The organism is Polyangium sp. y55x31 (assembly GCF_029946505.1).
Classification (GTDB): Bacteria; Myxococcota_A; Polyangia; order Polyangiales; family Polyangiaceae; genus Polyangium.
In genome coordinates this window covers 142,655-162,204 of sequence record NZ_JARZHG010000012.1, presented here as the reverse complement: position 1 = coordinate 162,204, position 19,550 = coordinate 142,655, and the positions used below count along the sequence as shown (strand labels likewise).

Annotated in this window: 15 protein-coding genes; 10 read left to right on the top strand and 5 right to left on the bottom strand. The window is 65.5% G+C overall.

The genetic code is table 11. The features are described 5' to 3' along the window. Positions 1 to 17: 17 nt before the first annotated feature. The gene (locus QHF84_RS22145; protein ID WP_281315352.1) at positions 18 to 968 is read right to left on the bottom strand and encodes a LysR family transcriptional regulator; all 951 of its coding nucleotides are present in this window, start codon (positions 966 to 968) and stop codon (positions 18 to 20) included. Positions 969 to 1,045: 77 nt separating this feature from the next. On the opposite strand from QHF84_RS22145, the gene QHF84_RS22140 reads away from it, so the two are divergent. The 10 genes from QHF84_RS22140 (at position 1,046) to QHF84_RS22095 (ending at position 13,559) form a co-directional block, all read left to right on the top strand. Then, the gene (locus QHF84_RS22140; protein WP_281315351.1) at positions 1,046 to 1,474 is read left to right on the top strand and encodes a DoxX family protein; all 429 of its coding nucleotides are present in this window, start codon (positions 1,046 to 1,048) and stop codon (positions 1,472 to 1,474) included. A gap of 40 nt (positions 1,475 to 1,514) precedes the next feature. Then, positions 1,515 to 2,099, top strand: a complete 585-nt coding sequence (locus QHF84_RS22135; RefSeq protein ID WP_281315350.1) for a malonic semialdehyde reductase — start codon at positions 1,515 to 1,517, stop codon at positions 2,097 to 2,099. 236 nt (positions 2,100 to 2,335) lie between these two features. Continuing rightward, positions 2,336 to 3,079, top strand: a complete 744-nt coding sequence (locus QHF84_RS22130) for a hypothetical protein (protein ID WP_281315349.1) — start codon at positions 2,336 to 2,338, stop codon at positions 3,077 to 3,079. Positions 3,080 to 3,082: 3 nt separating this feature from the next. Continuing rightward, positions 3,083 to 4,477 carry a DUF5010 domain-containing protein gene (locus QHF84_RS22125; protein WP_281315348.1) on the top strand — a complete coding sequence of 465 codons (1,395 nt, stop codon included), beginning with the start codon at positions 3,083 to 3,085 and terminating at the stop codon, positions 4,475 to 4,477. A 187-nt stretch (positions 4,478 to 4,664) separates the two neighbouring features. Then, positions 4,665 to 5,471, top strand: coding sequence for a hypothetical protein (locus QHF84_RS22120; protein ID WP_281315347.1), 807 nt, complete (start codon positions 4,665 to 4,667; stop codon positions 5,469 to 5,471). Beyond that, positions 5,468 to 6,961, top strand: a complete 1,494-nt coding sequence (locus QHF84_RS22115) for a DUF5010 domain-containing protein (protein WP_281315346.1) — start codon at positions 5,468 to 5,470, stop codon at positions 6,959 to 6,961. The genes QHF84_RS22120 and QHF84_RS22115 overlap by 4 nt, the downstream gene beginning before the upstream one ends. Next, entirely contained in the window at positions 6,958 to 8,274 is a 1,317-nt protein-coding gene (locus tag QHF84_RS22110; protein ID WP_281315345.1) for a hypothetical protein, read from the top strand. The genes QHF84_RS22115 and QHF84_RS22110 overlap by 4 nt, the downstream gene beginning before the upstream one ends. A gap of 10 nt (positions 8,275 to 8,284) precedes the next feature. Beyond that, positions 8,285 to 10,075: a hypothetical protein gene (locus tag QHF84_RS22105; RefSeq protein WP_281315344.1), complete on the top strand. Its 1,791-nt coding sequence runs from the start codon at positions 8,285 to 8,287 to the stop codon at positions 10,073 to 10,075. Between the two features lie 2 nt (positions 10,076 to 10,077). Next, positions 10,078 to 11,637 (top strand): hypothetical protein, encoded by a 1,560-nt coding sequence (locus QHF84_RS22100; RefSeq protein ID WP_281315343.1) that lies wholly within the window; start codon positions 10,078 to 10,080, stop codon positions 11,635 to 11,637. A 77-nt stretch (positions 11,638 to 11,714) separates the two neighbouring features. Then, complete coding sequence (locus QHF84_RS22095; protein WP_281315342.1) at positions 11,715 to 13,559, top strand: hypothetical protein; 1,845 nt, start codon at positions 11,715 to 11,717, stop codon at positions 13,557 to 13,559. Positions 13,560 to 13,568: 9 nt separating this feature from the next. Here the strand turns inward: QHF84_RS22095 and QHF84_RS22090 are convergent, their stop codons facing one another. The 4 genes from QHF84_RS22090 to QHF84_RS22075 form a co-directional block, all read right to left on the bottom strand. After that, positions 13,569 to 16,121 (bottom strand): glycoside hydrolase family 31 protein, encoded by a 2,553-nt coding sequence (locus QHF84_RS22090; RefSeq protein WP_281315341.1) that lies wholly within the window; start codon positions 16,119 to 16,121, stop codon positions 13,569 to 13,571. A 189-nt stretch (positions 16,122 to 16,310) separates the two neighbouring features. Further along, entirely contained in the window at positions 16,311 to 17,432 is a 1,122-nt protein-coding gene (gene ugpC / locus QHF84_RS22085; protein WP_281315340.1) for a sn-glycerol-3-phosphate ABC transporter ATP-binding protein UgpC, read from the bottom strand. 106 nt (positions 17,433 to 17,538) lie between these two features. Beyond that, positions 17,539 to 18,609 (bottom strand): GntR family transcriptional regulator, encoded by a 1,071-nt coding sequence (locus QHF84_RS22080; protein ID WP_281315339.1) that lies wholly within the window; start codon positions 18,607 to 18,609, stop codon positions 17,539 to 17,541. 70 nt (positions 18,610 to 18,679) lie between these two features. Continuing rightward, complete coding sequence (locus QHF84_RS22075; RefSeq protein ID WP_281315338.1) at positions 18,680 to 19,546, bottom strand: carbohydrate ABC transporter permease; 867 nt, start codon at positions 19,544 to 19,546, stop codon at positions 18,680 to 18,682. Positions 19,547 to 19,550 lie beyond the last annotated feature (4 nt).

The following is a 19,550-nucleotide window of genomic DNA, read 5'->3' as shown; positions in this document are numbered from 1 at the left end:
CTGTCGTATTCAGCGCATTACGCGTTTTTCCCGCCGCGCTTCTTCGCCGCCCGCTTCGGCTTCGACGCGTTCGCCTGCGCGACGATCTCCGGCGCCCACGCCACCAATGTATCGATGAACGCGCGCACCTGCGGCGGCATGAACTCCCGCTCCGGATAAACCACCGCGATGTGTGATTCCCCCTCGAGCGAGCCCGGGAGCACGTGCACGAGGGCGCCGCTTTCGAGGTGCGGTCGTACCAACATCAGTGGCAAGAACGCGATCCCGAGGCCTTCGAGCGCGGCGTCGCAGAGCAGGTGGATGTCGTTGGCGAAGAGCGCGCCCTCGACCTGGAAGTTGCCGCCGGAAAACGGCCAGTGCGTTTGCGGCAGCTCCCCTCGGACGAAGCCCATGAGGCAGCGGTGGCGGCGGAGGTCGCGGCGGTGGCGCGGCGTGCCGTGGGCTTCGAGGTAAGCGGGGGAGGCGACCGCGAGAACGGGATCCCGCGCGAGCGTCCGGGCGACGAGGCCTGGTTCGAGCGCGGTGCCGGCGCGTAGCGCGAGGTCATAGCCGCCGCGCTGGAGGTCGACGTGCTGGGTCGTGCTGTGGACGTGGAGGCGGACCTCGGGATGACGTCGCGCGAAATCGCAGACCATCGCGTTGAAGGTCGTGCCGCTCATCGGCGGCACCGAGACGCGCAGCTCGCCGCGGATGGCGTCGTCGGTCTTGCGCACACACGCCTCGGCGTGGTGGACGGCGTCGAGCACGATGCGGGCGTGGCGGTGGAGCGCCTCGCCCGCGTCGGTGAGGGCGAGGCTACGCGTGGTGCGGCGGAGCAGGCGCACCCCGAGCCGCTCTTCCAGCCGCGCGAGACGGCGGCTGATGGTGGCGCGGGGCACGCCGAGCTCGGCGGCGGCGCGGGAGAGCGATCGCGCCTCCACGGTCTTCGAGAAGGCGAGGAGCTCGGAGGTTTCGAGGGGGGCGTCCATCTGGATCAAATCCTGTCAGGTGCTTCCAATTGTTGATGCATTGTTACAGGCACGCGCAGGTCTGACAATGCCTGTTCATGAACGACAGGGCACGAACGATCGGTTACTGGGTCTCGACGGGTCTCCTTGCTTTCGCGTTCGCCGCGGGCGGCGTCGGCGATCTCTCCGGCGCCCCGCAGGTCCTCGAGGGCATGACGCACCTCGGCTATCCGGCCTACTTCGCCACCATCCTCGGCGTGTGGAAGGTGCTCGGCGCCGTCGCCTTGCTCGCTCCCCGCTTCCCGCGCCTGAAGGAGTGGGCGTATGCCGGCATCTTTTTTGACCTCACCGGCGCCGCCTACTCCCACGCCGTGAGCGGCGATCCCGCCGGCAAGGTGATCACGCCGCTCGTCCTCGTCGCCGTCGCCGCCGCCTCGTGGGCGCTGCGCCCCGAGAGCCGCAAGCTCGCGAGCGAGCCGAAGCGCGAGGCGGAAGCACGCATTGGCAAGCCCGCGCTCGCGACCTGAATGGATGGCATCCCCCCACCTCCCACATCACGAGCCTCCTATGAGCGACCAACTCCTCCAGCAGATTTTCCTCGAAGCCCGTACCCACAATGGCTGGCTCGACGAGCCCATCGACGACGCGACCTTGCACCGCCTTTATGAGGCCCTGCGCCTCGGGCCGACCGCGGCCAACAGCGTGCCGGCGCGGATCGTCTTCGTGAAGAGCCCCGAGGCGAAGGAGCGCCTGCGCCCCTGCCTCGCCGAGGGCAACGTCGAAAAGACCATGAGCGCGCCCGTCACGGCGATCATCGCGTACGACACGCGCTTCCACGAGAAGATGCCGAAGCTCTTTCCGGCGCGGCCGACGATGGGCGAGATCCTCGCCGGGATGCCGCCGGAGCACCGCGACTTCATGCTCCTGCAAAACGCCTCGCTCCAGGCCGGCTATTTGATCCTCGCGGCCCGCGCGCTCGGGCTCGACTGCGGGCCGATGGCCGGCTTCGACCGGGAGAAGGTCGACGCGGCGTTTTTCGCCGACGTGCCGTGGAAATCCATTCTCCTCGTCAACCTCGGCCACGGCGACCCCACGAAGCTCTTCCCGCGCAATCCGCGCCTCGATTTCGACGAAGCCTGCCGCATCGCGTAGCCTGGAAGACGCCCCCTTCCTTCGCCGGTGCCCCCCGCCGGCGCCCACGACGCGGACGCTGCGGCCGCGCGCTCTACCCCCGACAAACCCGCCCCCTCGGGTTTCTCCCCTCGTCCCCGACGCCGCGCAGTAAATGACCGTATTTGCCTATTATTTTGCTTGGGGCCGCTCCGGCGCGCGTGGTAGGGAGGTGGGCGTACACGCGAACGATCATCCAAAGCGACGCGAGTCAGGGTATGAGCTCCTTCCGCGCTGGTCTTGCCATCGTGCTCGCCGTGCCGGCCGCCTTCGGCTCGGCCGTCGGCTGTATCGGTCCCCAGGGCGCCGCGCCGTGCCCGCCTTGTCCTTGTGAGACGGCCTCGTCGGGGGCAAGCTCCTCGGAGGCGACGCCCGCCGCGGCGCGGGGCGATTTGCCGGTCCCCGATCCGGTCGTGCCCACGGGCCCGATGATCTGGGACGGCGGCGGTATCTCGAATCTGCCCACGATCGAGCCGCCGGGGAGCTGGTTCGTGTACAGCGACAAAACCGGAGGCGTGAAAAAGCCGCCTTCGGTCGAGGAGTTCACGAGCGCCATCGAGAACGGGGCGATCCACACGACGGGGAAGGGGTATACCGAATGGGGCGGCGGTATCGGCACGAACCTGTGCGGCGCGCAGCTCCTCACGCCGGTGGACGGCACGAAGTACAAAGGCATCCGTTTCAAAGCGTCCGGCTCGACGCCGATGAAGTTCCTCGTGGCCACGGTGGACACGATGCCGGAGTTCGGACGGTGCAAGAAATGTTATGACCATTTCACGGTCATCATCACCAATCTCACGGCGGAGGCGAAGACCTACGAGCTCAAGTGGAGCGACCTGAAGCAGCTCGGGTGGGGCGACAAGGCCAAGCTGGATACGAAGGCGCTCGTCGGCTTGAACTGGACGTCCAAGGACGCGGTCGCGTGGGACTTCACGATTGATGACGTAGCCTTCCTCGAGTGATCCATGCGCTCCCGCGTACTCGTTCGCTCGTTTGCGCTCTTTTCGCTCCTTTGCGGCTGCGGGCGGGGTTCGTACGATCCCACGGAGCACCTCCGCCCGAGCCCGCCCCCCGAGGCGCTCCCGGAGAACGTCGACTTCGAGCTTCGAGCCGAGTTCGAGGGCCCGTGCACGGCGCGAGCGACCATCGACGTGAATCTCGGTCATACGCCCGAAGCGTTCGTCCGCGCGGCACATTGCCAGATCCACGGCGCCGAGCCGAGCGCCGAGCTCGTCGCGACCCTGTCCGAAGACCTCCGGACCCGTGAATGGGTGAGGCGGATCGACGTCGTGCGCGGCCTTTGCGATGCGGCAGGGAAAAACTGTCCCCTTTTGTACTCGGATCCGTGGAAGCACCAGGTGCTGCTGACGACGCCGTGCGTGCGGAAGACGCAGCGCGACGTGGGCGCCGTCTTGATGTTCTTCAGTGAGTGCCCCGGCGGCGTCAACTGCGATCTCGATTGGGCCAATACCCACGCGAGCGGGATGGATTCGCCGCACCGGCTCTACGCGTTCGGCGCGGCGACGGAGGGCTACTACCATCCGGACAACGCCGGGTTCTGGAAGCGCGAGCTCTACGATGCACGCTGGGCGGGGCTCCAGTTCTTGCTCGTGAATACGTACGGCCCGGATCTCGGCCGGCTCGGCAGGTTGAGCGAGGCCCTCACCGACATCGGCGGAGGTATCCGGATTGCTTTCCTGGACGACACCTGGTCCTGGGGGCGGGCACAGCAACCGCCGCCCTGGAACGTCGCCCCCAATCTCGCTGACGCCGAGGCGGCCGCGCAGGTGATCTATCAGGCGAAGTGGAAACCATTCTTCGAGGCGATCGCGCGTGAGCATTGGTACCTCGTCGAAGAACGCCCGTTCATTTATTTCTACAACGCGGGCACCTTGAAGCCCCTGAGCGTCGCGGCGGGCGTGGTGGCCCGGCTCAAGGAGCTCTTCGCCGCGGATTTCGGGGTCGAGCCGTTCGTCGCCGTGGATCGCGCGTTCTTCCTGGATCCCGGCATGCCGGCCGTCGCGGATTCGCAGTTCATCTGGGACACGTTCGGCGACGAGGACAGCCACTTCAACCTCAAAGGCGTGACGCACGATCACTTCATGGTGAAGTGGGATTCGATCGGTCGTGATCGCCCGGGCGATCTCGCGAACGCGAGTGATCGGCTCGTGAAGGGCCCGAAGCTCCTGCAAGAGGCCCTGGAGAGCTCCGCGGCGTCCGATCTGGCGGTGTTTGCAACGTGGAACGACCTCGGGGAGGGCACCGGCATCCACCGCAACTACGACTACTACCACCAGGGGCAGTGGCTCACGCCGCACGCCTTCATGAGCACTTTGCGCGCTGCGCAATGCGAGCCGTAGAAGTGGCCTCGTGCCACTTCGATCGTGTTTCAGTTTTACCGCTGGCGCAGCCAAATTGCACCCCGAGTAAATGCTGATATTTGACCATGATTCGCATTGACGGTGCCGGCGGAGTTCGCCGAATCTGTCCACGAGCTGTTCACGACAGCGACGAACTTTCGAAACTTGCAAGGAACGGGGCGAGATCATGAAGCGTATTCCTGCGTTGCACGTGTCCATCTATACGGTCGTTTGCGCCTTGGCGTTTGCGTCGGCGTGCTCGTCGGGCACAGGTGATCCCAACGGGGGCGCCGGAGCCGCGAGTGGCAGCGGAACGGGCGGCGGCAGCAGCTCTTCGAGCAGCGCAGGCGGCAGCGGCGGCGACGGCGGAGCGGGCGGTGGCGTGTCCCCCGACAGCGTCTGCTACAACAACGTTCGCGTGCTGACGGTCGACGATGCGTTCGTCGACGACTTCGAGACCGATGCGGCTTTCCCCGGTTGGTACTCGTTCGCGGATACGGACGCCGCGAACTACAACAAGATTGCCCGCGAAGGCGAGGGCGCCGTGATGACGACGATGGCCGGCCACGTGAGCGCCACCGGCGTCAAGGCGCCGACCGAAGGCGGCTTTGGCGCGGGCTTCGGCTTCGGCCTGAAAGACGCGAACGGGGCGTGTGCCGGCATTTCGGCTTTCGACGGCGTCTCGTTCTGGGCGAAGGGCACAGCCGGCGCCGACAACGCGCTCCGGGTTCAGGCCGTGCACCCGGCGACGCAGGCCAAGGCGGACGGCGGGGATTGCGAGACGAATTGCTACAACCACCCCGGGAAGAACATCACGCTGACGTCGGAGTGGAAGCAATATACCATCAAATGGAGTGAGCTCGCGGGATCCGTGCAGGTCAAGGACGTCATCCTCGGCCTGAGCTGGATCACGCCGGGCCCCGATTTCGACATCTGGATCGACGAGGTGACCCTGTTCTCGGGCACGGCGCCGACCGGTCCCATCGGCAAATGAAGCCGCAAAGCGTCGCGACCGGCCTCGGGTGGGCGGCCCTCGTGGGGCCGGTCGCGCTGATGTTGGGCCTCCTCTCGGGCTGCTTCGACCAGACGGTGAGCCACATTGATGCCCCGCATCAAAACCCGGCGGAAACGAAGGGCGCGGGGCCGGTGACCCAAGCAGTGGGAGGGCGGGCCGTGCGTCAGACCATCGACGAAAAGGACCTTGGACCGTTCAAGCTCAAGCCCGAGTGGAGCGGTCCGTGTCAACGCGCGGAGGTCGTCGACGTGAACCTCGGCCACGCGCCGGAGAACTTCGTCCGCGCGGCGTATTGCCAGATCACGGGCAAAGAGCCGAGCGCGGAGGTCGTGCGTAGCTGGGCCGAGAAACTCACGAACCAAGCGAGGACCCGCCGGATCGATGTCGTGCTGTCGATCTGCGAGGAGGAAAAACGAACCTGCCAGCTCGCTTATTCGGATCCCTGGGAAAACCATCCCGAGTTCACGGGCGCTCCGGCCAAGAAGCTGAAGCGCGACATCGGCGCCGTCTTCATGTACTTCTTCAATTGCCCAAACGAGGTCAATTGCAAGATGGATTGGGCGAATACGCACGCGCCGGGCATGGCCGAGGAGCACCCGCTGCTCGGCTTCGGAGAGAAGAAGGCCGGCTATTACGTGCCTAGCAACCCCGGCTTCTGGCGGCGCGAGCTCATCGACGCGAAATACGCGGGCCTCGATTTCTTGCTGCTCAACACGTACGGCCCCGACATCGAGGACAAGAAGCTCGAACCACTCGCGAAGGCTCTCGCGAGCCTCGAGGACCCGATCAAGATCGCGTTCTTCGACGACACGTGGACCTGGGGCCAGCCCTATTTCTCCGAGGCCTGGAAGCAGAAGCCCGATCTCGACGATACGGAGGCGGCGGCGAAGCGGATCTACGCGATGAAGTGGAAGCCCTTCTTCTCGCAAGTGGACAAGCGCCACTGGTATCGCTTCAAGGGCAAACCCTTCGTCTACTTCTACAACGCGGGGACGCTCCTGCCTCGCACCAAGTCCGCCGCGCTCATCACGAGGCTCAAGCAGATGTTCGTCGCGGACTTCCAGGAGGAGCCGTTCGTGGACGCGGACTCCGCTTATTTCGAGGACGCGGCCATGGAGCGCGTGGCGGATGCGCGTTATCAGTGGTTCACGTTCAATTCCCCCGAGCGCCGCAGCCGCTCGACGCTCAAGGGCCACGTCATCGATCACGCGATGGTCAAATGGGACGCGGTGGGCCGCGACCATCCCGGAAAGCTCCCCAGGCAGACCGACCTGATCATCAAGGACGCGGTCGTCCTTTCACGCGTGCTCGAAGAGACGCGCGACGCCGAGCTGCTCGTGATTGCGACCTGGAACGACCTCGGCGAAGGCACCGGCATAAACCGCAACTACGACTACTACTTCCATGGGCAGTGGCAACGGCCCGACTACTTCATGCAGCTCATTCGGAAGTCGCAGAGCGGACTATGAAGGTCGAATACTGGCTGGCAGGAGCTCTCCTCTGCGCCCAGGTCGCCTGCTCCGAGGGCGGCAACGCCGGTCGCGTGTGGCTCGCCGATGGGCTCGCGGCGGTCGTGCCGTGGACGAATGGAGCGGTCCCGCTGCGAAATCCCGACGGATCCCTGGTTTCGCCGAACGAACCCGTGTATCCGTCGATCGGCGCGGAGACGCCGGATCCCGGCTCGCGCCCGGTCGATTGCAGCGGTTTGTCCGGGATCGAGCTCTCGCCATTCTGGATCGAGACGTTCGAGGCCGATCCCAGCCTCCCGAACTCCGTGGGCGTCGCGGAGGGGTGGTCCGCTTACGATGACGAGACCTACGGCGCGTTTCGGGTGCCGGGCGATGCGGCGTGGTACCCCGGTCTTTTCGGGCGCTACAAAGAAAAATGGGGCCTCGCCGCGGATCGGATCACGAATGGTCCGAGCTGTGATGGCCAGCCGAACGGCTGGGCTCTGCACTTCCGCGGCGGGCGCTTCAATTACTTCGGCGCGGGCCTCGAGCACCCGCTCGCCGCGATCGTGGCGTGTCCTTCGGGTTCCGACTTCTGCCCGGAGCCGCCGGCACCGGGCGCGACGGTCGATCCGGTGGGATTGCCGCTCACGCGGCCCGACGGCCATGATTTCGAGCAACCGGAGCCGCACCGCTACTGGGATCTCAGCCGGTACGACGGCGTCACCTTCTGGGCGCGTCGTGGCCCGGACAGCCAGCCCGGCGTCCTCGTCGCGCTTCACGACAAACACACGAGCGACGCGCTCAACCGCGAGCATCAGACGTTCTGCCGTCGTATCAAGGTCTGCCGCCCCGCCTGTCAGAATGGTTTGCCCTGTACGCCCGAGAACCCCGACGCGCCGGTGCCGACGCATCGCTGCTTCGATCCCGCGGTGGGGATGGCGCCGATCGCCGAGCCGGCGCTGCTCGAGGAGCTTTATCCCGTCTGTGGCCCGAGCGCGTGTCGTTCACCGGATTATTACTACGATCGAGACCTGGACGGCACCGAATGCAAGGCTTACGATTTTTCCGGGGCTCAAGCCGGCTATTATTGCTACGGCAGCACGGCGCCCGCTGCGGAGCAGGAGCGCTGCGGCGACGGCTGGGTCGCGTCCATTCGTCTCACCACGGACTGGCAGCTCTACGTGATTCCCTTCAGCGAATTCCGCCAGGTCGGATTCGCGAAACACGCGCCGTTCCTGGATCTGCGCTCGATCAACATGCTCGCGCTGCAGCTCCCGGTCGGGTTCGCGGACGTGTACATCGACAACGTGACCTTCTATCGCCGCCGGTGAGGGGGACCCGATGAGAAGGCTTTCCGAGCTTCTAGCGCTCGTGTGGGCACTGGGTGCCGTCGTGACGGAAAAGGCGGCCCATGGGCAGGAGCCGCCTCCGGATTCGCCGCCCGCGGCGTCGTCCGCGAATCCGGATACCCCTGCCGCGTCGCCTCCGCCGCCCATTGAGCCGGAGAAAAAAGACGCGCCCGTCGCCCCTGCGGAGGCTCCCGTCGCGAAGGCCGCGCCCGTCGCATCGCCGAAGCCTCCCGCCGCGAATGAAGAGAAACCTTCGCCGCCGCCCGCGCCCCGGGTGCAGACCATTACCACCGTGCCGCCCAAGGGCTACATCCCGGGCTCGCGCCGTTCCATTGGACTCGGGCTCTCCCCGTTCGCGCCGAGCGGGCCGACCCTGCCCGGCGGCGCGACGATTCCCTTCAGCGTGCCGGCCGAGGAGAGCAGCGAATTCACGTTCAAGTTCAGCGGCTACATGAGCGCCGCGATGCGGCTCTCCATGGACGAGCGCGAACGCGCGACGCCCAGGCAATTCGAGACGACGCTGCTCGCGCCTCCGCAGACACCCGATCTCTACGGCACCGTGCGAGGCACGAACGCGCCGCAAGGGAGCTGGGTCGAGCTCCGGTTCGATTACGGCAATGCGTACGTCAAGGCGGTGGTCAAGCTCAGCACCTGGAAGCCGTCGGCCGGAGAGACCTGGCGCGAAACCACGAGCCAGAACTTCTTGAACGAGGCGTTTCTCTTGTTCACGGCGCCCGTGACCTCGGACCTGACCCTGAACTGGACGGTGGGCGTATTCCGCAACGCATACGGTTCGCTCGGGCAATACGGGGCCGGTCAATACAACGCCGCGATCGTCGGCTCGCCGTTCGGCGTCGGCGAGACGCTCAGCGCGAAATACAAGCTCTCGAGTTCGCTCTCGCTCATCGCGGAGCACGGTTTGATGGGGCGCTTCGGCAAGGTGCCCCTCGGCGGCGGGCCGAACGTGTACGATCACGACGCGAACCCCTCGCGGCCGTCGGCCCTCGTCCACCACGCCCACGTCGGCCTGGGAATCGAGGGTGACGTGCCCTTCGTGCTCGGCCTGCATTACCTCTACAACTTCGCGCAGGACGAGCGCGACCAGATCGACGACCCCAAGACCCCGTTCCTCGACGAGGGTCTGCGGCCCGACCCGAAGATGACCGTGCTCGGCGCCGATTTTCGCATGATCAACAACCACCTCGGCAATTTCGCCGTCGCGGTCTCGTACGCCGACGCGTCGTACGCGCATCTGCTGACCGGTATGAATTACTACGGCGCCGACACCGGCGAGCTCCTCACGAAGCGGCTCCTCGGTCAAGAGGGGGGAGGCACGGGCAAGCTCCTCATCGCGGGCGCCGAATACAATTTCAGTTGGGCGAAGTTCCTCTGGCATCCGACGGCCTTCTGGGGAGAAGGGCCCGATCTCATCACGAGCGTGTTCGCCAATGTCGGCAAAGTGATCGAGAGCCGTGATCCGAGCTTCGACGGCCGTACGCTGTACAAGCTCGGCGCGGAGGCCACGTACCGCTTTTTCTCGTGGCTCGCGATCTCGGGCCGGTACGATTACGTATCGCCGAACTCGAAGGATCGCGAGGAGAGCTTCCACGTCCTCAGTCCCAAGCTCGTCTTCCGGAGCAACTGGAACAGCCACGAGCACGTCACGCTGAGCTACACGCGCTGGTTTTACGGCGCGCATACCCACGGGGAAGCGCCGAACGATTTCACGCGCGAGGAGCTCGACAACCAGATGCTGGCCCTCACCTTCGGGATGTGGTGGTGATCATGAAGGAGCACGTTGGTTCTTGCGGACGCGCGGCGCGCGCTCTCTTCCTTTCGCTCTGCACCCTGCCTCTCGTCACGAGCGCCGCCTACGCGCAGGAAGAGAAAGAAAAGGAAAACCCCGCGTCCGGGGATACGGGGCTCGGGCTCACGCCGGGGACGCCGGTCGTCGCCACCTTGCCCGGCGGAATCGGCCCGTCGTACGGAAAAAAGCCGGCGAGCGAGCAGGATTATAGTTTCGACTTCCACGGCCTCATCACGATGCCGCTGCGGCTCGGGCTGAACCAGCGCGAGGGCTTCGTGACGACTGAGCAAAAGAACCTCGTGCTCCACGCGCCGCCCGTGGTCCCCGATTACCGCGACTCGTTCGCGGGCACGACCGTCGTGCCGCAGCCGTACGCGCAGCTCGCGTTCTCGTATGGGAATTCGATCGTGACCGGCACGGCCATCATCAAGGCGTGGACGGCCACTACCGCGGCGAGTTTTTTCGATCCCACGCTCCAGGGGGGCATCACCGACGCCTTCATCACGTTCAACCTCCCGAAGCTGGCCAAGAACACGTATCTCGCAATCAACGTGGGCGCGTTCTCGAACCGCTACGGCACGATGGGCGAATACGACGAGGGTCGCTACGGGACGGCCCTCATCGGCCGCACGAACGGCGTCGGAGAGAATGTCGTCGCGCGCCTGGCGCTCGGCAACGTGGTGCTTTCCTTCGAGCAAGGATTCCAGGCGCAGCTCGACAAACCGCCGATCGGGCTCACCACCGACGGCTGGAATGGATTCGCCGATCCCAACACCGGGACGAGCCTCGTCATGCATGAGCACCTCGGGCTCACCTACCGACGCCAGCTCACCTTGGGCCTTCATCACATGCGCGCGTGGACCCAGGACGATCGCGCGTCGCAGGCATTCACCCCCGACGGGACCATTACCGTGCTCGGCGCGGACATGCGCTTCTCCGCGAGCCACCTCGGACACGTTTATGTCGGCGCTTCGTATACGGACGCCACCGACGCGCGCTCGGTGGGCCGGATCCTCTCCGTCATGAACACGCAAGGCGGGCCCGATCTGATGCGCAATTACCTCGGCCCGAACAGCGGCGGAACGGGCAAGATCATCACGCTCGGCGCCGAGTACAGCCTGAGCCTCGCCCGGCTGCGCCTCTATCCGCGCGATTACGACGGGAAGAGCCGCGACATCATTCTTTCGGCGTTCGGGATCTACTCGCACGTCACGAGCGACGATCCGGCGTACAACGGGGACCACAAGGTCAAATTCGGCGCCGAGGGCACCTATACGCTCGCGTCGTTCTTTGCCGCCTCCCTGCGCCTCGACCACGTGAGGCCGACGAGCAACGTCGACGGGCGCGAGTTCACGATCATCTCGCCGCGCCTGATCTTCCGGACCGACTGGCAGTCACGCAATCAGGTCGTCCTCCAGTATTCGCGCTTCGTGTACGGCTCGAACCCGCTCGTGCGGAGCGGGTATCCGGCGGTCGACGATCCCATGCTCGCGCCCGACGCGGACATGATCTCGATCTCCGGAAGCATGTGGTGGTGACCCGCGCACGGATCACGAACGCAGAGCTCTCCTCCAGCAAACACCGAATTGGTCTTTCTTCTGCAAGGTGGGGTGCCATGAAAACACGCTCGTTCTCGTCGTCGACCTTTGGAATCATCGCGGCCGTGGGCATGGGATTCCTCGCCAACGTCGCTTGTTCGGCCGACCCGGATCCCCCCGCCGGGAGCGGCGAGACCACGGGGAGCGGCGGGAGCGGCGGCGGCGCCGGCGGGGCCGGCGGTGATGCCGGTTCCGCCGGCGCCGGAGGCCAGGGCGCGGGCTCGGGCGGCGCGGGAGGCCAGCCGCCGGGACCCTCGGGGGGCGGCGCGGCGGCGCCGTTCGTCGAATACGAGGCCGAGGTCATGGAGACGAACGGCGTCGTGCTCGAACCGACCCGTGCGTTCACGCAGATCGCCTCGGAAGCCTCGGGCAGGCAGGCCGTCCGGCTCTCCAAGGTCGGCGACTACGTGCGCTTCACGAATCAGAGCGCATCGAACTCGATCGTCGTTCGGTACTCCATCCCCGACGGAGGCAGCGATTTCTGGACGACGCTCAGCGTGTACGTGAACGACGAGCTCCGTCACAAGCTGCCCGTGACGTCGCGGTATTCCTGGACGTACGGCGACCACAACCATTTCAATCAGCCCGACCAGAACGACCCGGGCCTCGGCCTACCTCATCACTTCTTCGACGAATCGCGCGCGCTGCTCTCCGACATCCCGGTGGGCGCGACCGTCATGCTCCGGAAGGACGCGTCGGACGCGGCCGCCGAATACGTGATCGATCTGGTCGACATGGAGGCGGTCGCGCCTCCGCTGCCGAAGCCCCAAGGGTATCTTTCTCTGATCGACGATTGCGGGGCCACGCCGAACGACGCCAGCGACGACTCCACAGCCATTCAGCATTGCATCGATCGTGTGCAGGGCGAGGGGCACCCCGGGCTCTACCTGCCGCCGGGTGAGTTCCGGAGCATCAGCAAGCCGCTCAGCCTGTCGAACATCACCGTCCGTGGAGCCGGCATGTGGCATACGACCATCTCCGGCTATTTCGCGCGCTTCGACTGCTGGGGCAACAACTGCAAATATCACGACTTCTCCGTGTTCGGCGACACGATCCAGCGCAAGGACGACTCGCCGGAGAATGCATTCAGCGGAAATGGCAGCTCGGGCGCGCTGCTCGAGAACATCTGGATCGAGCACGCCAAGGTCGGCTACTGGACGGGCGCGGACACGAACGGGCTCGTGGTACGCAATTGCCGCATGCGCAACCTGTTCGCCGACGCGGTGAACTTCTACGGCGGAACGAGCAACTCCATCGTCGAGTACACGCATGCGCGGAACACGGGCGACGACGCCTTCGCCTCGTGGTCACCCGCCGACCGGGCGCTCAACCGCAAGAACGTCTTCCGCAAAAACCTCGTGCAGGTGCCGTGGATGGCGAACTGCTTCGGGATCTACGGCGGTGAGGACATCAGCGTCGAGGACAACGTGTGCGCCGACGTCGTGCAATATCCAGGCATCCTGATCGCGCGGCAGTTCAACTCGCATTCCTTCAGCGGAATGACGCGGATCGAGCGCAATTCGCTGATCCGCGCCGGCGGCTCTGCGTACAACGAGGAGCACGGAGCCTTCAAGCTCCACGCCGCCCAGGGGGTGCTCCAGCACGTGACCGTGAACGATCTCGAGATCATCGAGCCGACCCATTCGGGCATTCACGTCGAGGGCCCGGCGTCGATGGACAGCATCTGGTTCAACAAGGTCGACATCAAGAAGCCCCGAACCGCCGCGTTCCATTTGAGCCCCGGCTCGAATGGCGCGATGGATGCGGCTTACGTTGTGGCGACAGAGGCCCCGGTCGGTGTCAACGATCAATCACAGGGCCAGTTCAAGATCCTGCCCGGCGCCGGAAACGCGGGCTGGTAGCACTCCCTTTCAGAGCGCCTCGCGGAGAGCCTCCCGCTCTCCGCCTTTCGCCGCGACGCTCCGCGCGTCGTCGAGCGTGAGCTCCACCGTGAAATCCTCGGCTCGGTTCTCGAATTCCACGACGCCGGCCTCGACGCGCAGCGCCTTGCCATCGAGCGCGATCTCCCTGCCGCGGAAGCCGTGGAGCACGAGGCGGAGCGTATGCCGGCGAAACTCGGCAAAGCCGCCCCCCGTCACCACCGCCGCGATCGAGATCGCCGCGCCGCGCCGCGTGAGACGGAATGCCGTCCGATGGTAAGCGCCGCGTGAGAAGGCCAGGGTGAGCCCGTCGTCTTCGTGCAGCTCCGAGAAAAACTCGCCGTCCTCGTCCGGCAGGAAGACGTGAAGCACGATGAGCTCGGGCGCGTGGCCCATGGTCGATTCCGGCGCCGATGCGTAGGTCGGGATGATGTATCCGCCGCGGGCGAACAGCGGAATTCGATCGAGCGGCGCCTTCGCCGTGATGGTCCGTCCGCCCGTATGACGCTCGTCCGTGTGCCAATCCACCCAGGTCCCCTCGGGGAGGTAAACCCGGCGCTCCGTGCAGCCCGGCTCGCAGACGGGGGCGACCAGCAGCGCTTCCCCGAGCAGGTATACGTCCTCCGTTTCGCGTGCGCGGCGGTCCTGCTGGAAATCGTAGACGAGCGGTCGCGCAATGGGATCACCCGACTCGCTTGCCTGGAAAAACGCGGTGTAGAGGTACGGCAGCAACCGATAACGAAGCTGGATCGCATCGCGGCATATCTCTTCCACCTCCGGACCAAACGACCAGGGGTACTGGTCGGGCTCGCCCCAGTGGTTGTGATAACGGCAGAACGGCGTGAGCGCTCCGCATTGGACCCAGCGCGCGGCGAGCTCCGGGCTCGGCGTGGAGACGAAGCCCGGAATGTCGGCGCCGATGAAGGGCTGCCCGGAGATCCCCATCGCGAGCGCCATCGGGACGCTCATCTGAAGGTGCTCCCAGTTCGAGCAGTTGTCGCCGAGCCACTGCGCCGCATAACGCTGGATGCCTGCAAATCCCGCGCGGCTGAGGACGAACGTGCGGTGGTCGGGCCGCGCCTCGGCGAGGCCCTCGGCCGTGGCCCTGGCCATCAGGAGCGCATACTGATTGTGATACCGCTCGTGCGGGTGATCCTCCCCGTCGCGATCGAAACGCATCGCGAACGGCTCGATGTCGCCCGTCGCGGGCTCGTTCATGTCGTTCCAGATCCCCGCGATGCCGGTTTCGACGTGCCGAGCGATGTGCGAGGCCCACCAGGCGCGAGCCTCGGGCTTGACGAAGTCCGGAAACGCCGATCGACCAGGCCAAACCTTTCCGATGTAAAGGTTCCCGGATTCCGTCTTGCAAAGCAGGTTCCGGGCTCGGCCCTCGTCGAACACCGGGTAGCCCGGCTCGACCTTCACGCCGGGGTCCACGATCGTGACCACACGGAATCGGCTCTCTTTCAGCGCGTCGATGAAGCGTGGCGCGTCGGGGTATCTGGTGGGATGCCACGTGAAGACGCGGTAGCCGTCCATGTAGCCGATGTCGAGCCAGAGCACGTCGCACGGGATGCGGCGCTCTCGGTATTGCTTCCCGATGGCGGAGATCTCCTCGTCGGTGTAGTCGTGGTAGCGGCATTGATGGTGACCGATCGCCCACATCGGCGGCGCCGCCATCCGCCCCGTGACGAACGTATACGCGCGGAGCGCGCCGCGTAGATCCGGACCGGCAAACACGTACTCCGTGTATTGACCACCGGCGAATGCATAACGGTAATGATTGTCTGAGGTGAACTCGAAGTTTCCCTTGTAGCCGTTGTCGACGAAGAACCCCGCGATCGTCGCCGTGTCGCCCGTGGAGCGGCAATGGTAAAAGAGCGGGATCGACGTGTAGTAGGGATCGAACTCCGTGCTCCGGCCCGAGAGCGTGTGGTCGGCCTCGTGCAAGTGGTTCAGCCGGAGCACGTTCGGATGCAGGATGTCCGTGTTCCAGAGCGCGAAGTTTCGGCCACGCCGATCGAATGCCCCGGTTTTTTCGCCGAGGCCGTACATCGAATCGCCGGGGCCCATGCGCCGCGTCACGACGAACGCATCATTGAGCTGGAGATACCCGCGCGGCTTGCCTTCCGCATCGCGGTCATCCTCGAAGATCACCGAGCCGTCCTCGCGATACGCGTCCATCGCAAAGGGGCGCTTCGAGATGCGGAGACGGATGCGCGCCGTCGCGACGACGATCTCGTCGGGTGTCTCTCGGACCTCGAACGGAGGCGGCGCGGGCATTTCGAAGCACGTCGCGAACGTCGGGCTCTCGTCGAAAGAACCCGCCTGTGAGATCTTCAGGCGCAGAACGTCCGGGAAGAGCACGTCGACCCGCACCTTCTCCTCGCCGACGCCGAGGAGGAGGCCGCGCTCTGTCTGCTCGATCCAGTCGACGTCGCCCAGCGGGGCGTAGTCGGTGCAGTCGATCGTCGTTCGCACCATCGTGCTCCTGTGTTCGCTCGATGGCTTCGAGGCCGCTCCTCGATCGAGCGAAGTCTTCATGTTTTATTGCTCGACATGAAGGGCGTCAAGACAGGTTCATGATTAAATATCATCGTTTACCGAGCACCCTCGGCCGAAGGGCAGGCCCTTGGAGGTCGAACGGTCGCGCGTCGCGTCCGCCCGCGAAGCCGCGCAAATGTGCGCGCGTGCGCGTTCGCGCACGAAATGGTTTTGCCGATGGATTCGATTCTAGCGACGCTTCGTCGCGATCCGCTCGCCGACCGCGCCGGGTGCAAAGAAATGCACCCGCTCCGTGTCGATGTAGACCGGCAACGTCTCGCCCGTGCGAATCCTCGCGTGCGCGTCGACGTGCGCGACCGTGTGCGGATGGCGCTCCGTCGCGAGGACCACGTCCATCTTGTCCCCGAGGGGCTGAATCAGCGTGACGCGCATCGGGAGCGAATTGTCCGCGGTCGCAAAACGCGCGCTCGCCTGGTCCGACATCGCCCCGGGCCTCACGCCCATCACGACGGCCGTACCGGCGCGCGGCGCGAGCTCGGCGCGCGCCCATTCTGGCACCTGGATTTTTGCCGTCCCCTCGTCGAAGAGCAAGCGATCACCCTCGGCCAGAAGGTGCCCTTCGAAGAAATTCATGGGCGGACTGCCGAGGAAGCCAGCGACGAAGCGGTTTTTTGGGTGATGGTAAATCTCGAGGGCGCCGTCGCATTGCTGGATCACGCCGTCCTTCATCACGACCACGCGATCCCCGAGCGTCATCGCTTCTTCCTGATCATGGGTCACGTAGACGGTGGTCGCGTGAAGGCTCATGTGGAGCTGCTTGATCTCCGCGCGCATCTGCACGCGGAGCTTCGCGTCGAGGTTGGAGAGCGGCTCGTCGAAGAGAAAACATTTCGGCTCGCGCACGATGGCGCGCCCGAGGGCGACCCGCTGCCGTTGCCCGCCGGAGAGAGCCTTGGGCTTGCGGTCGAGGAGCCCTTCAATGCCGAGGATCTTGGCCGCGCGCATGGCCTTCTCGTGGATCGCGGCCGCTCCGAGACCCCGCAGCTTGAGCGCGAAGACCATGTTCTCGTAAACGGTCATGTGCGGGTAGAGCGCGTAATTCTGGAAGACCATCGCGATGTCGCGATCCTTCGGAGGCACGTCGTTCACGACGCGGTCGCCGATCCGGATGGTGCCGGAGCTGAGCTCTTCGAGCCCAGCGATCATCCGCAGCGTGGTCGATTTGCCGCATCCCGAAGGCCCCACCAGCACGACGAACTCGCGATCCGCAATCTCGAGGTTGAAGCCGTCGACGACCTTGACGCCCCCCTCGTACACCTTCACGACGTCCTTCAGTGTCACGCTGGCCATGATTGCTTCGCTCCCACTCCTCGTCGTGTCCCTCGGCGCACGAATGCGCTCCTCGCGATGCCACGCGAGCGCGCTTCGACACGAAGTCGCCTGCAAAGGAGGTTGGTCAGGGATGGACGATTTTCTCGTCCACGGCAGCGTCCGCCGCCGTGGAGAGAGGGCGCGTCAGCTCGCCCAGAAAACGAGCGGGAACGACACGCGGGGGACACGGCTCCCCCGCGCGCTGCGCGTCGATGAGGTCCTTCCCCGCGCAGAGGACCTCCCGGACGTCGAAGCCAATGTGCTCCACGCCCTCCGCCATGCCGAGCGGCCTCGGCCAGTTGCAATGGGCGAGCACATAGACGTCTTCGCCGGCTTTCACCTTCGCACGTTCGAGCCCCGCGAGCAGCGGCGGGACGAGGTTGTCGTCCATGACGAAGATCGCATCCGGGCGGCTCCGGCGATCGAACATCAGCTCGGTCAAACGCTCGCACCCAATCGGCGCTGCGTGCACCATGAGCAGGCGGTCGGGATGCAGACCAAAACCCTCGAGACACTTCTCGGCCGCGGCGAGCTTCGGCGCGTGAGGTGACATCACGGCGATGCGCCGCCCCTTCTCCAGCAAGCGCGCCGACGCCCGGTCGATGAGACCCGCAAAATCGAGCGAGACGAGGTTCGCGTGAGGCAATGACGCCCCGATCGCGACGCGCGGCAGCCCGGGCTTCTGCAGCACGGGGAGCAGATAGATCATCGCGGAGTTGACGAGCAAGAGCCCCGCCGCCGACCCGCGCGCCTCGAACTCGCAGAGCTGCTTGTACTCGGGGTTGTTGGCGCGACCGTCCACGCCCACGAGCGCGCTCACCTGCCCGGAGATTCCCGTCTCGCCCCGCTCGATGACCTCGTGCGTGATCGCCAGGAAAAGCGACCACTCGTTCGAGCCCGGCTGCTCGCTCGTGACCCAGACGTAGCGGTCGTGATGCGGGAATCGCTGCGTCACGAAGACCTTGCGCTGGCCCTTGACCGTGAGGAGACCCTCCTCCCGGAGTGTATCGAGCACACGCACGACGGTCGGGCGCGTGACGCCGAACTGCTCCATCAACGCGTCGTACGTCGGCAGCCGCGAGCCGGGCGCGTACCGCCCTGCCAAGATCTGCTCTTTGAGCAGTCGCGCGATGACTTCGACTTTTCGCGAAGGCATGATCCGACGTGGAGACTATCACGGCGGATATGCTGCGGGGCAAGGCTCGTGTGACCACGTCGTCGCCCGCTCAACCTTCGAAGTTCTGCGTCGAGCTCATCCCCTGAAAGAGGGCGCGCTGGACGATGAAGAAGAGGACGACGATCGGCAGCGTGGTCATGACCGACGCGGCCATCAAGTAGTGCCACTGGGTGCCGCCTTCCTGGCTCTGGTACGCCTGGAGTCCCAGCGTCAGCGTGAACGTGCTCTGGTCGGTGAGGAACAGGAGGGGGCCGAGGAGGTCGTTCCACGAGTACATGAGCTGAAAAAACGCGACGACCACGAGCGGCGCCTTGGAGAGCGGCAGGTACATCTGCCAGAAGATTCGAAACTCCGAGGCGCCGTCGAGGGTCATGGCCTCCGGCAGGCTCTTCGGAATGCGCATGAAGAACTGCCGCAGGAGAAAGATGCTGAAGGCGCTGCCGAAAAAGGTCGGCACCCAGAGCGGCTTCAGGGTGCCAATCCAGCCGAGCGTCCGGTAGACGCTATAGAGCGGTACCATCACGACCGGGAACGGCACCATCATCGTCGCCAGCGTCAGGCCGAAGAGCAGGTTTCGCCCGGGCCATTCCAATCGCGTGAAGCTGAACGCGACGAGGGCGCTCGACAGCGTCGTCCCGATCGTCGCGAGCGCACAGACGAACACCGTGTTGAGCGCGTAGCGGAGGAACGGGATGTACGCGATGGTCGATGCGTAGTTGCCGATCTCGATCGGGTGCGGGATCCACACGGGCTCGGGGGTCAGCGTCTGCTCGATGGGCTTGAGCGACGTGGAGAGCATCCACAAGACGGGGAAGACGAAGACGAGCGAGCCGACGATGAGGAAGAGATGAACGACGGCCCTCGACCACGGCTTCTGGCGGAACGTGCTGCTGAAGGGGGAGTCTGCGGCGGCCATGAAT

Coding starts and splice junctions, on each gene's coding strand:
- QHF84_RS22145 (WP_281315352.1), bottom strand. CDS start 968: ATGGACGCCCCCCTCGAAACCTCCGAGCTCCTCGCCTTCTCGAAGACC.
- QHF84_RS22140 (WP_281315351.1), top strand. CDS start 1,046: ATGAACGACAGGGCACGAACGATCGGTTACTGGGTCTCGACGGGTCTC.
- QHF84_RS22135 (WP_281315350.1), top strand. CDS start 1,515: ATGAGCGACCAACTCCTCCAGCAGATTTTCCTCGAAGCCCGTACCCAC.
- QHF84_RS22130 (WP_281315349.1), top strand. CDS start 2,336: ATGAGCTCCTTCCGCGCTGGTCTTGCCATCGTGCTCGCCGTGCCGGCC.
- QHF84_RS22125 (WP_281315348.1), top strand. CDS start 3,083: ATGCGCTCCCGCGTACTCGTTCGCTCGTTTGCGCTCTTTTCGCTCCTT.
- QHF84_RS22120 (WP_281315347.1), top strand. CDS start 4,665: ATGAAGCGTATTCCTGCGTTGCACGTGTCCATCTATACGGTCGTTTGC.
- QHF84_RS22115 (WP_281315346.1), top strand. CDS start 5,468: ATGAAGCCGCAAAGCGTCGCGACCGGCCTCGGGTGGGCGGCCCTCGTG.
- QHF84_RS22110 (WP_281315345.1), top strand. CDS start 6,958: ATGAAGGTCGAATACTGGCTGGCAGGAGCTCTCCTCTGCGCCCAGGTC.
- QHF84_RS22105 (WP_281315344.1), top strand. CDS start 8,285: ATGAGAAGGCTTTCCGAGCTTCTAGCGCTCGTGTGGGCACTGGGTGCC.
- QHF84_RS22100 (WP_281315343.1), top strand. CDS start 10,078: ATGAAGGAGCACGTTGGTTCTTGCGGACGCGCGGCGCGCGCTCTCTTC.
- QHF84_RS22095 (WP_281315342.1), top strand. CDS start 11,715: ATGAAAACACGCTCGTTCTCGTCGTCGACCTTTGGAATCATCGCGGCC.
- QHF84_RS22090 (WP_281315341.1), bottom strand. CDS start 16,121: ATGAAGACTTCGCTCGATCGAGGAGCGGCCTCGAAGCCATCGAGCGAA.
- ugpC (WP_281315340.1), bottom strand. CDS start 17,432: ATGGCCAGCGTGACACTGAAGGACGTCGTGAAGGTGTACGAGGGGGGC.
- QHF84_RS22080 (WP_281315339.1), bottom strand. CDS start 18,609: ATGCCTTCGCGAAAAGTCGAAGTCATCGCGCGACTGCTCAAAGAGCAG.
- QHF84_RS22075 (WP_281315338.1), bottom strand. CDS start 19,546: ATGGCCGCCGCAGACTCCCCCTTCAGCAGCACGTTCCGCCAGAAGCCG.